This is a genomic window from Nocardia sp. bgisy134 (assembly GCF_965341865.1).
GTDB lineage: Bacteria > Actinomycetota > Actinomycetes > Mycobacteriales > Mycobacteriaceae > Nocardia.
The window spans coordinates 60,497-73,661 of sequence record NZ_CBDQZP010000002.1 but is presented as its reverse complement, the minus strand read 5'-3'; the positions used below and the strand labels follow the sequence as shown (position 1 = coordinate 73,661).

The 13,165-nt window shown below is 68.4% G+C and carries 14 protein-coding genes and 1 pseudogene; 6 read left to right on the top strand and 9 right to left on the bottom strand.

Going from position 1 to position 13,165, the window contains the following annotated elements; genetic code table 11:
- Nucleotides 1-86: 86 nt before the first annotated feature.
- From pstB to ACRWNM_RS04325, 6 genes are all read right to left on the bottom strand, one after another.
- Nucleotides 87-863 carry a phosphate ABC transporter ATP-binding protein PstB gene (gene pstB, locus ACRWNM_RS04350; protein ID WP_067790438.1) on the bottom strand — a complete coding sequence of 259 codons (777 nt, stop codon included), beginning with the start codon at nt 861-863 and terminating at the stop codon, nt 87-89.
- An 18-nt stretch (nt 864-881) separates the two neighbouring features.
- Complete coding sequence (pstA, locus tag ACRWNM_RS04345; RefSeq protein ID WP_431963731.1) at nt 882-1,787, bottom strand: phosphate ABC transporter permease PstA; 906 nt, start codon at nt 1,785-1,787, stop codon at nt 882-884.
- Nucleotides 1,787-2,761 (bottom strand): phosphate ABC transporter permease subunit PstC, encoded by a 975-nt coding sequence (gene pstC, locus ACRWNM_RS04340; protein ID WP_431963729.1) that lies wholly within the window; start codon nt 2,759-2,761, stop codon nt 1,787-1,789. The genes pstA and pstC overlap by 1 nt, the downstream gene beginning before the upstream one ends.
- 88 nt (nt 2,762-2,849) lie before the next feature.
- Nucleotides 2,850-3,962: a phosphate ABC transporter substrate-binding protein PstS gene (gene pstS / locus ACRWNM_RS04335; RefSeq protein WP_431963727.1), complete on the bottom strand. Its 1,113-nt coding sequence runs from the start codon at nt 3,960-3,962 to the stop codon at nt 2,850-2,852.
- Between the two features lie 336 nt (nt 3,963-4,298).
- Nucleotides 4,299-5,213 carry a mycothiol synthase gene (gene mshD, locus ACRWNM_RS04330; RefSeq protein WP_431963725.1) on the bottom strand — a complete coding sequence of 305 codons (915 nt, stop codon included), beginning with the start codon at nt 5,211-5,213 and terminating at the stop codon, nt 4,299-4,301.
- Nucleotides 5,214-5,342: 129 nt separating this feature from the next.
- Nucleotides 5,343-6,104 carry a winged helix-turn-helix transcriptional regulator gene (locus tag ACRWNM_RS04325; protein ID WP_431963723.1) on the bottom strand — a complete coding sequence of 254 codons (762 nt, stop codon included), beginning with the start codon at nt 6,102-6,104 and terminating at the stop codon, nt 5,343-5,345.
- Between the two features lie 185 nt (nt 6,105-6,289).
- Here ACRWNM_RS04325 and ACRWNM_RS04320 point away from each other — a divergent pair, with 185 nt between their 5' ends.
- The 6 genes and pseudogenes from ACRWNM_RS04320 (at nt 6,290) to ACRWNM_RS04295 (ending at nt 10,487) form a co-directional block, all read left to right on the top strand.
- Nucleotides 6,290-7,102, top strand: a complete 813-nt coding sequence (locus ACRWNM_RS04320) for an LmeA family phospholipid-binding protein (RefSeq protein ID WP_431963721.1) — start codon at nt 6,290-6,292, stop codon at nt 7,100-7,102.
- A complete protein-coding gene (locus tag ACRWNM_RS04315; protein ID WP_431963719.1) occupies nt 7,099-7,548 on the top strand; it encodes a thioredoxin family protein in 450 nt (149 codons plus the stop codon). Before ACRWNM_RS04320 ends, ACRWNM_RS04315 begins: the two co-directional genes overlap by 4 nt.
- 280 nt (nt 7,549-7,828) lie before the next feature.
- A pseudogene (locus tag ACRWNM_RS04310) lies at nt 7,829-8,302 on the top strand (DUF4395 domain-containing protein); the annotation flags it as partial.
- Between the two features lie 128 nt (nt 8,303-8,430).
- Nucleotides 8,431-9,264: a sulfurtransferase gene (locus ACRWNM_RS04305; RefSeq protein ID WP_431963717.1), complete on the top strand. Its 834-nt coding sequence runs from the start codon at nt 8,431-8,433 to the stop codon at nt 9,262-9,264.
- Nucleotides 9,265-9,269: 5 nt separating this feature from the next.
- Entirely contained in the window at nt 9,270-9,575 is a 306-nt protein-coding gene (locus ACRWNM_RS04300) for a DUF1416 domain-containing protein (protein ID WP_431963715.1), read from the top strand.
- 183 nt (nt 9,576-9,758) lie between these two features.
- Nucleotides 9,759-10,487, top strand: coding sequence for an FABP family protein (locus ACRWNM_RS04295; protein ID WP_431963713.1), 729 nt, complete (start codon nt 9,759-9,761; stop codon nt 10,485-10,487).
- Nucleotides 10,488-10,565: 78 nt separating this feature from the next.
- Here ACRWNM_RS04295 and ACRWNM_RS04290 read toward each other — a convergent pair whose 3' ends face one another.
- The 3 genes from ACRWNM_RS04290 to ACRWNM_RS04280 all read right to left on the bottom strand — a co-directional run bounded on the left by ACRWNM_RS04290 (nt 10,566) and on the right by ACRWNM_RS04280 (nt 13,102).
- Nucleotides 10,566-10,865 (bottom strand): Uma2 family endonuclease, encoded by a 300-nt coding sequence (locus ACRWNM_RS04290; protein ID WP_431963711.1) that lies wholly within the window; start codon nt 10,863-10,865, stop codon nt 10,566-10,568.
- On the bottom strand, nt 10,808-11,152 hold the full coding sequence (locus ACRWNM_RS04285) for a Uma2 family endonuclease (protein WP_431963709.1): 345 nt from the start codon (nt 11,150-11,152) through the stop codon (nt 10,808-10,810). Before ACRWNM_RS04285 ends, ACRWNM_RS04290 begins: the two co-directional genes overlap by 58 nt.
- A 285-nt stretch (nt 11,153-11,437) precedes the next feature.
- Nucleotides 11,438-13,102, bottom strand: coding sequence for an ATP-binding cassette domain-containing protein (locus ACRWNM_RS04280; RefSeq protein ID WP_431963707.1), 1,665 nt, complete (start codon nt 13,100-13,102; stop codon nt 11,438-11,440).
- Nucleotides 13,103-13,165: the final 63 nt, after the last annotated feature.

Here is a 13,165-nt window from a genome sequence, read left to right as displayed (position 1 = left end):
CGCCAGCGGTCGGCGCCGGGCATGCCAACCAGGACAGACAGAACGGCCCGCGCGAGTTTCGCGCGGGCCGTTCTCGTTTGCGCCTTCTAGCCGAAGCGACCGGAGATGTAGTCCTCCGTCGCCTTCTGGCCCGGGTTGGAGAAGATCTTCTCGGTGTCGTCGATCTCGATCAGCTTGCCCGGCTTGCCCTGGGCCTCCAGGTTGAAGAAGCCGGTCTGGTCGCTCACACGCGCGGCCTGCTGCATGTTGTGCGTCACGATGACGATCGTGAATTCCTTCTTCAGCTCGGTGATCAGGTCCTCGATCGCGAGCGTGGAGATCGGGTCGAGCGCCGAACACGGCTCGTCCATCAGCAGCACATCGGGCGAGACCGCGATGGCGCGGGCGATGCACAGACGCTGCTGCTGACCGCCGGACAGACCGCCACCCGGCTTGTCGAGGCGGTCCTTGACCTCGTTCCACAGGTTGGCGCCGCGCAGCGAGCGCTCGGCGACCTCGTCGAGTTCCTTCTTGTTGCGCACGCCCTGCAGCTTCAGCCCGGCCACCACGTTGTCGCGAATCGACATGGTGGGGAACGGGTTCGGCCGCTGGAACACCATGCCGATGGTGCGGCGCACGCCGACCGGGTCGACGGTGGCGCCGTAGATGTCCTCGCCGTCCAGCAGCACCGCGCCCTCGACGCGCGCGCTCGGGGTCACCTCGTGCATGCGGTTGAGCGAGCGCAGCACGGTGGACTTACCGCAGCCGGACGGGCCGATGAAGGCGGTCACGCTGCGCGGCAACACGGTGAGCGAGACATCGGCAACCGCGTGGAACTTGCCGTAGTAGATGTTCAGGTCTTTGACGTCGATACGCTTGGCCATCCGAATATCCGTTCGCTTCTATCGGTTCCGCGTGAGCAGCTTGTTGACGACCGCCGCCGCCGCGTACAGCAGCGCGATGAGCAGGATCAGCGTGAGCGCCGCACCCCAGACTCGTTCGCGGCCCGCGGCCTCGGGGTTGGCCAGCTCTTGGTAGATCAGCAGCGGCAGCGAGGCCATGTTGCCGTCGAAGAGGTTGGTGTTGATCGACTTCGCGTAGCCGACGAGCACCAGCACCGGGGCGGTCTCACCCATCACGCGGGCGAGCGCGAGCAGGGTGCCGCTGATCATGCCGGGCGCGGCGGTCGGGATGACGATCCGCACGATGGTCTTCCACTTGGGAATACCGAGCGCGTAGGAGGCCTCGCGCAACTCGTCGGGCACCAGCTTCAGCATTTCCTCGGTGCTGCGCACCACCACGGGCAGCATCAGCAGCACCAGCGCCAGCGACACCGCGAAGGCGCTCTGCGGGGCGCCGAACGTGGCGATCCACAGCGCGAAGATGAAGAGCGCCGCGACGATCGAGGGCACGCCGGCCAGGATGTCGACCATGAACGTGGTGACCTTGGCGAGCCTGCCACGGCCGTACTCCACCAGGTAGACCGCGGCCATGATGCCGAGCGGTACAGCGATGATCGCCGCGACCGCCGACTGGACGACGGTGCCGTAGATCGCGTGGTAGACGCCGCCACCGAACTGATCGGGCAGGATGCCCTTCTGCGACTTCTGCCACCAGTCGAGGGAGGCGATCGCGCTGATGCCCTTGCTGATCACCATCCACAGCACCCAGCCGAGCGGCACGAGCGCGATGGCGAAGCAGGCGGTGACCAGGCCGGTGGCGAGGTGGTTCTTCACCCGCCTGGCGGGGCTCACGTGCCGGAAGGTCGGGGCCTTGACCGGCTGGTCGAACTTCGTCAGCGTTGCCATCAGCCGTTCACCTTTCCGCCTGCCGCGAGCCGGGCCAGCGCGTTGACCACGAATGTCAGCGCGAACAGCACGAAGCCCGCGGCGATGTAGGCGCCGGTCGGCAGCGGCGAACTGAATTCCGATGCCGCCGAAGCGATCTTGGAGGCGAAGGTGTAGCCGCCGTCGAACAGCGACCAGCCACCCGCCTGTGCCGAGGTGCGCAGCACGACCAGTACCGCGATGGTCTCGCCGAGCGCGCGGCCGAGGCCGAGCATCGAGCCCGCGATCACACCGCTGCGCCCGTAGGGCAGCACGGTCATCCGCACGACCTCCCACTTGGTCGCGCCGAGCGCCTGGGCGGCCTCGATGTGCGAGACCGGGGTGAGGTTGAAGACCTCACGCGAGACCGAGGTGATGATCGGCAGGATCATCACCGCGAGCACCACGCCCGCGGTGAAGATCGTGCCGCCGCCTGCGATCGAGACGTTGCCGTCGGAGAACAGGAAGAACCAGCCGAGGTTCTCGTTCAGGAAGCGCTGCACCGGTTCCAGCTCCGGGGCGAGCACCAGGAAACCCCACAGACCGAAGACGATGGACGGCACCGCGGCGAGCAGGTCGACCAGCATCGCGAACGGGCGCGCCAAAGCCTTCGGCGCGTAGTGGGTCAAGAACAGCGCGATGCCGACGCCGATCGGCACCGCGATCGCCAGCGCGAAGATCGAGCTCAGCACCGTGACCATGAGCAGGTCACGGATGCCGAACCGCAGGTTGTCCGCGTTGGTGGTGCTGAACTCCGTGCTGGTGAAGAAGTTCACCTGGTCGGCCCTGAGCGAAGGCACTGCGCGAATCAAGAGGAACAGCGCGATCAACGCGATGGACGCGACGATGATCGCGCCCGCTGCCGTCGCGAGCGAGTGGAAGATCGCCTCGGCGCGCTGGCTGTGGGGCGGACGGCTCTTCACCCGGGCCGGCTCGGTGTTCGTATCACTCGGCATTTGCGCAGTATCTCCAGCCGCCGACGGGCCCGTCGAGTCCGACGAGCCCGGTGCGGTCACCTCAGGGTGCACGGTCATGGTTATGCGATCAGGAGATGGCGTTGATCGCGGTGGTCAGGCGGGTCTTGAACTGCTCGGGGATCGGGATGTACCCGCCCTCGTCGAGGCCCTTCTGGCCGTTGGTCACGGCGGAGGTCAGGAACGCCTTGACGGCCTTGCCGGTCTCGGCGTCGCTGTACTTCGAGCACACGATCTCGTAGGTCGCCATCATGATCGGGTAGGAGCCCGTGGCGGTCGGCTTGTAGAACGAGCTGGTGTCGAGGATGAGGTCGTTGCCCTCGCCCTTGATCTTCACGCCGTCGATGGCCTTGCCCGCGGTCTCGACCGACAGCTTCACCGGGTCCTTGCCCGCCGAGGTGACGATCTGCGAGACGGAGAGGTTCTGCGACTTCGCGAAGGACCACTCGTTGTAGGTGATCGAGTTCTTGGTGCTCTTGATCGCGGCCGAGGTGCCCTCGTTGCCCTTGGCGCCTTCACCGACGCCGCCGTTGAAGGTCTTGCCCGCGCCCTTGCCCCACGCGCCGTCGGAGGCGGCGTCCAGGTAGAGCTGGAAGTTGTCGGTGGTGCCCGACTCGTCGGAGCGGAAGATCACGGCGATCTTCTCCGAGGGGAGCTTGGCGTTCGGGTTGAGCGCCTTGATCTCGGGCGCGTCCCAGGTGGCGACGGTGCCGTTGAACACCTTGGCGGCGGTCGGGCCGTCGAGCACCAGGTCGGTGACGCCGTCGATGTTGTAGGTGATCGCGATCGGGCCGAAGACGGTCGGCAGGTTCCACGCCGGCGCGCCGCAGCGCTCCTGAGCCTTGGCGGGCTCTTCCTTCTTCGAGCTCAGCGGCGAGTCGGAGCCACCGAAATCGGTCTGGCTGCCGAGGAACTCGTTCACGCCCGCACCGGAGCCGCTGGAGGTGTAGTTCAGGGTGTAGCCGTCGCAGTTCGCCTCGTAGGCGGCGATGAAGCGCTCCATGGCGTTCTTCTGGGAGGAAGCGCCACTGGCCTTCAGCGACTTCTTGCCGCCGCAGGCGACGCTGGTGTTGGCGGCGTTGCTCGGGTCGCCGGTGGTGTTGTCGTCGCTGCCACAGGCGGCAAGGGGCATGGCGACAACGGCCAGCACACCAACCAGGGCGCTGCTGCGCTTGAGATTCACTATTCCTCCGGGAATCGCGTCCGACACGCCCGGTCCCTCACCGGCCCGGGCGGGTGTTGTGGTGCCGTTCGCGGGGAACTTGCGCACCAGGCAGCGGCTGCACTGCCCTTAAGTAACGTAAAGTCGCCCGGTTGACAGTTGGACCAAGCTGAGTGAACGCAAGGTGAACACCCCGGCGCGATTGGGTCTGTTTTGTGTGACATTTGCCGCAGCTTTACTGAGCGGCCCCGGGTCGTCACTTTCGCGCCATGCGCCGTTGGGGTTTCGGCCGAATTGCGTCAGATCCTCGACGCTGGGCCTCGCTTCCCCCACGGGCGGCGAACCGCTTCGTTCGAGTCAGTTCCGATCGGTCTCCTGCGCGGCGTAGGCGACGTCGACGTGTGCGGTGGTGAAGCCGAGGCGGGTGTAGGTGTGGACGGCGGCGGTGTTGTCGGCTTCCGTATAGAGCAGTACCTCCGGAAGCCCGCAGTCGCGCAGGTAGTGCAGACCCGCGAGGGTGAGCAGGCGGCCGAGGCCGCGGCCCTGGGCGGCGGGATCGATGCCGACGATGTAGACCTCGCCGACCGCGGGCCGCTCCTCGTGGTGCACCTTGGTCCAGTGGAAGCCGAGGATGCGGGCGGGGTCGTCGGAGGCGGTGGCGATGAACAGGCCTTTCGGGTCGAACCACGGCTCGGCGCGGCGTACCTCGATATCGCGTTCGGTCCAGCCGCCCTGCTCCGGATGCCAATGGAACGCGGCGTTGTTCACGCGAAGCAGCTCCGCGTCGTCGGCGGGGCCGGAGTAGGTGCGCAGGACGAGCCCGTCCTGGACCGTCAGCTCCGGTAGCTCGGGTGTAGCCAACGGGCGTCGCATCTGCCACAGCTCGCGCGCGGTCACGAGGCCGAGCCGGGCCGCGACCGCCTTGGTCGCGGGTCGGTCGCCGTGCGCCCATACCCGCGCACCCGCCCCGCCTTCCGCCAGTGCGGCGCGCACGAGTTCGGTTCCGACACCGCTGCCACGGGCGCCGGGATCGACGGCGGCTTCCGTCATCGCGGGGTGATCCCCGTGTGCCGGAACGAGATTGGCGTACCCGACGATCGCGCCCGCCCGCTCGGCGAGCAGGTGCCTCGCCGAGCCCTTCTCGTTCAGCGAGAGGACGGCCTGTTCGGAGACGGGGGCCACGCCGTCGGCGGAGGTCGCTCGCCCGAGCAACTCGCGCACTGACCGCGCGGTGTCGGCATCCAACTCGTCGGCCCATCGCACGTCGACCATGCCCTGCCCCTTTTCATCCCGGCGTCGCTCCGTACGCCATCGCCCGCGGCACCCGCTCGGCGCCGCTCTCGTCCGCAGTGTGTCAGCGCCGACAGCCGCTCCGGCATTCCGGCGGCCCGCGCGTGCTTGCTACTGCACCGAGCCGTTGAGCGGCGTCAGGGTGGAGTCGTCGCCCTCGGTGTCGTCGTCGGGGAACGTGACGGGCTCGCCCTTCGTGGCGGTGCGCGACGGGCGGACCGCCTTGTAGCCGACGTTGCGCACCGTGCCGATGAGCGATTCGTACTCACTGCCGAGCTTGGCGCGCAGACGACGGACGTGCACGTCGACGGTGCGCGTGCCGCCGAAGAAGTCGTAGCCCCACACCTCCTGCAGCAACTGGGCGCGGGTGAAGACCCGGCCCGCGTGCTGGGCGAGGTATTTGAGGAGCTCGAACTCCTTGTAGGTGAGGTCGAGCGGACGGCCGCGCAGCCGGGCGGTGTAGGTGCCCTCGTCGATGACGAGCTCGCCCAGGGTGATCTTGCCGGTGTTCTCGGGGCTCGCGACGCCGCCGTTGCGACCGACGAGCAACCGCAGCCGCGCGTCCAGTTCGGCGGGACCGGTGCCGGGCAGCAGGATGTCGTCCAGCCCCCAGTCCGCGTTGACCGCGACCAGCCCGCCCTCGGTGAGCACGGCGACGACCGGCACCGACGAACCGGTGCTGCCGAGCAGGCGGCACAGTCCGCGGGCGGCGGCCAGATCGGTGCGGGCATCGACCAGCGCGACGTCGGCGGTGCCCGCCTCCAACAACGACGCCACCTCGGTCGGAGCAGGCCGCACGTTGTGCGCGAGTAGCGCGAGCGAGGGCAACACCGACTCGGGGTTGGGGTCGGAGGTCAGCAGGAGCAGCTCCACAAGCCCTCCTCCCATCTCGTAGCGCCGAAGCTACGGCAGCATCGCCGAAGCCGCATCGCTAATACACAGGTAATCGAGTGCAAGATTAGCGCGTCAACCCCGATGACCTCGCCATCCGGGTGAGCGAAGTGCCGCCGACGAGACCGTCGCGACTCGGAACGCGCCGTCGCATTACTGTTCATGGCATGCGCAAGCTGATCATCGGACTGCTGTGTCTCGCGGGTTTGGCGGTCGTCATCGATTTCGGTGCCGCCGCCTACTCGGAGTACCGCGTCTCGCGCACCCTGCGTGAGGGGGCCGATCTCAGCGCCGATCCCGAGGTGACCATCCACGGTTTCCCGTTTCTCGCCCAGGCGCTCGACGGGCGTTATCAGAGCATGGTGATCCGCGCGGCCGCGGTCCGTCCCGACATCCCCGGCGAGATCTCGGTGGACGCGACGCTCACCGGCGTCCGGGTGAGCCTGAGCGACCTGGCCGACGGCACTGTGCGCAAGGTGCCGGTGGAGAAGGTCCAGGCGGCGATGCGCATCGAGCCGGTCGAGCTCGGCCGTCTGTTCAATATCCCCGACCTGCAAGTGCATTCGCGGCCGGCGGACAAATCCGACGGAACGGGCGGCTCCGGCGGCACCGGCATGACCACCGAGGGCGCGCTCGTGCTCACCGGCACGCTGCCGGGCAGCACCGCGCAGCCGGGCAAGTCGGGCGCGCAGAGCGGTGACAAGGTCGCGGTGCAGGCCGAGCTGACGCTGGACGGCGACCAGGTCAAGATCGTCGCCACCGGCTTCTACCGGAGCAGCGATACCGACCTGACCACCACCGCCGTCGTGTCCGAGGCCGACCGGCCCGCGGTGCTCGCGCGCTTCACGCGCACTATCGATACGAAGGACCTGCCCTTCGGCGTGCGCCCGACGAAGGTGTTCGCGCTGGGCGGGCAGATCTTGGTCGAGGGCAAAGGAGAGAACGTGACGATCGACCTGGACCAGCTGCAGAGACCATGACCGAACTCACACTTCTCGCTCTCGTTCTGCTCACCGCACTCGCCGTCGGACTGGTGCTGCGCGGCCGCCAAGGCAAGCTGCGCGCCGCCGCGCCCGCCGCCGAGACCGGCTCCGCGCGCGCCGACCTGCTCGCCGCGGTAGGTGTGACCGGGTCCGGTCCCGCGGTGCTGCACTTCTCCGCCGACTGGTGCGGGCCGTGCGTCGCGGTTCGCCGGGTGGTTGCCGGAGTCGCGACGGACCTGGCGGAGACGCCGCGCCCGCCGCAGGACATCGAAGTCGACATCGATGCCGAACCCGCGCTGGCCAAGGAACTGAACGTGCTTTCGCTGCCGACCACGTTCGTCTTCGACATCGAGGGCCGCGAGCGCTTCCGCATCTCGGGTGTGCCCAAGCCCGGCGATCTGCGTACCGCGTTGGCCCCCTTGACGGGGCAAAACCAGTCGTAAAGCCGCTGGACCGCGACTGTGACGCACCCCGGGTCCAATTCTCCGGCCCAATTGGGTAAACTGCCTTTCGTGCAATCCGACCACGAGCTGATGCTCACCCGACGCCGCACAGTGGATCTGTGTCGGCTCGGTGGTTGTTGCTGCCTGTGCCGCTGATCGGTCGGCTGTCCCCGGATCTTCCTGACGCCGACCGCTGCCCGCCGCGCGAGTGATTGGTCAATCCCCCGGCGAGCTGGCGAATTTCCAGCCAATCAACGCTTTCAGCGCAGGAGTACGCACAATGTCCACCGAAACCCGGAACACTTCCGAAGAATCAGTCATTCCCGCCGCAATCGACCGCGTCGACGTGCGCGGTCCGCGCTTCGCGGCCTGGGTCACCACCGCTGTCCTCGTCCTGGTCCTGCTCGTCGCGACCGTTTCGCCCACCGTCGCCGCGGTCCTGATCGCGCTGCAGGCGGTCGTCTTCGCGATCGGCGCGGCCGCCGGTCCGCGCAAGCACCCGTACGGCCGCATCTTCGCCACCTTCCTCGCGCCGCGCCTCGCCCCCACCAGCGAGACCGAACCGACGCCGCCGCTGCGATTCGCGCAGCTGCTCGGCTTCGTGTTCGCGGCCGTCAGCCTGCTGGGCTTCGCGCTCGGCTCCACAGTCGTCGGCGTGGTGTTCGCCGGCTTTGCCCTGTTCGCGGCGTTCCTGAACGCGGCGTTCGGGATCTGCCTGGGTTGCCAGATCTACCCGCTGGTCGCCCGCCTCCGCCGGAACAGAGTCCATGGCGGCGTCCGCGAGCCCTCCGTGGTTACGCGCGCTTCCGCCTCCGGGCCCAACGCTCCCGCCGGGGCCCCGGCATCGAACTGACCCTGCAAGTCATCTCTGAAAGGAAAACAATGGCTCGCTCCGATGTCCTGGTCTCCGTGGACTGGGCCGAAGAGAACCTCAACGCCCCCGGCGTCGTCTTCGTCGAGGTCGATGAGGACACCTCCGCCTACGATGGCGGCCACATCGAGGGCGCCGTCCGGCTCGATTGGAAGAAGGACCTGCAGGATCAGGTTCGTCGTGACTTCGTGAACCAGGAGCAGTTCTCCGATCTGCTCTCGGCGCGGGGCATCGCGAACGACGACGAGGTCGTCCTCTACGGCGGCAACAACAACTGGTTCGCCGCGTACGCGTACTGGTACTTCAAGCTGTACGGCCACAACAACGTCAAGCTGCTCGACGGCGGCCGCAAGAAGTGGGAGCTGGACGGCCGTCCGCTGTCCATCGAGGCCGTGAACCGTCCCGCCACCCAGTACAAGGCGGCGGCGCCCGACCTGACGATCCGCGCGTTCCGCGACGAGGTCATCGCGGCCATCGGCGCCAAGAACCTGGTCGACGTGCGTTCGCCTGACGAGTTCTCCGGCAAGATCCTCGCTCCCGCGCACCTGCCGCAGGAGCAGAGCCAGCGTCCCGGCCACATCCCCGGCGCGATCAACGTGCCGTGGAGCAAGGCGGCCAACGAGGACGGCACCTTCAAGTCCGACGCCGAGCTCACCGAGATCTACAAGGAAGCCGGTCTGGACGGCGAGAAGGACACCATCGCCTACTGCCGCATCGGCGAGCGTTCCTCGCACACCTGGTTCGTGCTGCAGGAGCTGCTCGGCCACCAGAACGTCAAGAACTACGACGGGAGCTGGACCGAGTACGGCTCCCTCGTCGGTGCACCGATCGAGTTGGGAGCGTAATCAACATGTGTGCAGCACCTACCCAGGGTCAGGCCATCCCCGCAGGCGTCGACGTGGAGAAGGAGACGGTCATCACCGGCCGCGTCCTGAGCACCGACGGTCAGCCGGTCGGCGGCGCGTTCGTGCGGCTGCTCGACGGCAACGGTGACTTCACCGCCGAGGTCGTCGCCTCCGGCACCGGTGACTTCCGGTTCTTCGCGGCTCCGGGCTCGTGGACCGTCCGTGCGCTGTCCTCCGCGGGCAACGGCTCGGCCGAGGTCAGCCCCGAGGGCGCGGGCATCCACGCAGTGGACGTCGCGGTCGCCAAGTAAGGCGCTCGAACCCCAACGGCCCCGGCGCTTCCCCCGCGGAAGCTCCGGGGCCGTTGCGTTGCCCGGAGCGGCGCTCGTTAGACTCCGAGACGTGGTCCTCTTCTTCGAAATTCTGCTGGTCCTGGTGTCCGTGCTGATCGGCTGGTTCGGTCTGTACGTCTTCTACCGGCTGTTCACCGAGTCATGAGCGACCTCGCGAGCGAAGGTTCCGATTCGGCCGAGCGAGCGAGTGAACAGATGAACGGCAGCGCTCCCGCCAACGGGCCGAAGCGTGGTGACGACGCGGGCGCCCGGCGCAGCGGCGACCAGGCCGTGGCCGAGGCCGCCGAGCGCGCGAAATCGACCGGCGCCCGCAACATTCCGGTACTGCCGGATCTGCCGCTGCCCGAGGACACCGCGAACCTGCGACTCGGGCCGGACCTCAGCGCGTCCATGCTCGCGCTGCTGCCCATGGTCGGCGTCTGGCGCGGCGAAGGCGAGGGCAACGACCCCGAGCGCGGGGACTACCGCTTCGGCCAGCAGATCGTCGTCTCGCACGACGGCGGCGACTACCTCTCCTGGGACGCCCGTTCCTGGATCATCGAGACAGACGGCAGCTACGGCGGGCCCGATCTGCGCGAGACCGGCTTCTGGCGGGTCGGCATCGACGGCAACGACGAGGTCATCGAACTGCTGCTGACGCACAGCTCCGGCATCGTCGAACTCTTCTACGGCACCGCGCTCACCCAGTCCTCCTGGGAGTTGGCCACCGACGTGGTCATCCGCAGTCAGTCCGGCATCGTCGTCGGCGGCGCCAAGCGCCTCTACGGCATCATCGAAGCCGGCGACCTCGCCTACGTCGAAGAACGCGTGGTAGCCGACGGCCCCCTCGAACCCCGCCTCTCCGCCCGCCTCCAGCGCTACATCGGGTAGACCGACCTCTCGCGTCTCCGGTCGCCGCCTTCGACCGGAGACGCGGTCACTCGTCCGTCATCGCAGCGAGCGCATCTTTCAGCCCCGCTCTCCGATCGCGGTCAAATCGATATCGATAGGGAACGGCACGCTGACCTTCAGCCGGTCATGGAAGATCCCTGTGGGGACATAGCGACTCGTGGCTGGATCGAGCTCGTAGACATACACCACGACGGTGCCGTCTCCTTGCTCGACCCTCCAGTAGTGCGGAATCCCCGCCTTGGCGTACTTGAACGGCTTCGTTTCGCGGTCACGCTCTTCGGAGTCCGGAGAGACCACTTCTACGGCCAAGGCCAGATCGTCTGCGAAGTAGTAGGTGTCCGGGTCCGCACGGTCCATCGCCTCGCGAGTGTCACCACGATGACGTCCGGCTCCGGCATCTGTCGCTTTCCGAGCTTGACTGCCATCTCACGGTCGGCTCGTAGCTGCGGCGGTGCTTGGAGGTCGAGTTCTCGCTGAAGGAAGTCGATTGCCTGCCGGTGCCACTTCCGCTGCGGGCTCGCGAAAACGAGACTTCCGTCGATCAGCTCGGTGTGCTTCGGGAGCCCCCGCAGACTCAGAAACTTCTCGATGGTGAAACCACCTGCGGGCGGAATCGCCCAGTCCGGGAGCGGTTCGACGGCCATCGTCGCAGCCTAGCGATTCGTCCGGGGCGATCCGGTCGGAAAGTCCGCCCCTGGAAAAGGAACGACCCCCGAGCCGTACCGGTGCGGGTTCGGTAACCTGCACGGGTCCCGGTCGGACAGGACCGGGGGCTCGGGGGTCGGGTGGCTGCCTGGTATTCGCTCAGCGGTCGCGCGGGCGGATACCACCTGCAGCGGCGGCGCTAGCGGACAGCCACCTCACGTGTCCTGGAATTACTCATTCTTCGAACCACCTCCTTCCTGTGTACTGACGAAACTATCGAAGGATCAGCAGGTCGGCAACGGAATTTCGCGCGGGGCGGAAACGGCGCCGTTGCGGGCCGGATATTCGATCGTGACCTGGGCCGATGCGTCGACGTGCACGATCGCGTCGGCCCGATGCCCGGCGGGCAGCTGATGGGTGACGACCACCACCGTCCGATCCGGATCGACCGGTCCGCCAACGGGGTCGAGCAACGCGCGCAGGAGATCCGCGCCGGCCTCTGCCTCGAGGTGTTCGGTCGGTTCGTCGAGCAACAGCACCTTGGCAGGCGCGAGCAGTGCCCGGGCGAGCAGGATGCGGCGGCGCTGTCCCCCGGAGACCGCGGCCGCGCCGCCGACCAGTTCGGTGTGCAACCCGCCGGCGAGCGAATCCAGCCAGTCGCCCAGACCGACCGCGCGCAGCGCCTGCTCCGCTTCCGCTTCGGTGATGTCGCCGCGCGCCACGCGCAGGTTCTCCAGCACGCTGGTGCCGAAGAGGTGGGCGTCCTCGGCGAAGAACGTGGTGTCGGGCCGCGGGGTGTCGAAGAGACCGGCCCAGGACATGAGCAGCGTGGTCTTGCCTGCCCCGCTCGGCCCGACGACGGCGATGCGGCGTCCCGCGGGCAGCTCGGGCAACTCGCGCGGCAGACCGGCTTCCCGGTACGGGTCGGCGGCCTCGGCGGCGGAGAGCCTGCGCAGTGCGGCTCGCGCGGTGGTGATGGCCTGCGCGGCGGCGGGCAGCGGACCGACCGCTTCGAAGGCGGAGAGCGGCAGCAGCACCAGGATGGTGAGCGCCATCGGCGTCATGGCGCCGGGCGCACCGCCGTTCGGTCCGTAGGCCACGATGCCGATGAGCAGGGCGCCCAGCACGCTCGCGCCGATGGCGAGCGGGGTCGCCGCGGCCGCCGACGCGGTGTGGGACGCGGCCTTGTCCTCGGCGGCGACCGCGCGCTTGCCCGCCTCCTTCGCGGCCGTCAGCGCCGCGTCCAGCCGCCCGGCGACGCGCAGCTCGGCCGCGTGGTCCAGCACGGTGAGCGCCTGCGCGGTGAATTCGGCACGGTCGGCGCGCACCGCGGTCTCCGCCTCGCGCGCGGCCCGCGCCGAGAGCCAGGGCGCGAGGATGCCGGAAACCCAGAGCGCCGCGGCCAGAATCACGGCGGCCGCAACGGAAATCGTGGCCAGCAACCCGATCGCGGCGAAAGCCAGGACGATCGCGACGGCGATCGGCACCAGCGCGCGCACGACCACCGCGCCGAGATCATCGATATCGCTGCCGATGCGGACGAGCAGATCGCCGCGCCGCAACCGTGCCGCGCTCTCCGGCCCCGTGTCCCCCGATGCGGTCCGCGCCCGGCGCAACCACACATCCGAGCCCGCCAGCGTGCGGTAGACGCTCGTGCGCGCGGTCGTCATCGACCGCAGCGCGACATCGTGCGTCGCAAGCCTTTCCAGGTACCGGCACAGGCCACGCGAGATGCCGAGCGCCCGCACCGAAACCACCGCGACGCTGAGGTCGAGCACCGGCGGCATCTGCCACGCCCGTGCGATCAGCCACGCGGCCAAGGCCGCCAACCCGAGTCCGCTCCCCAGCGCCAGCACGCCCCAGCCGACCGCCACCGCCACCCGCCAGGGCGACAGCGCCAGCAGATCCCACATCTTGCGGAAATCGTCACGCACGCTCTGCGTACTCATGACCGGCTCACCGCCTCGTCGCATGTCGTGGCACACAGGGGCACAGCGCAATCGGCGGCGGCC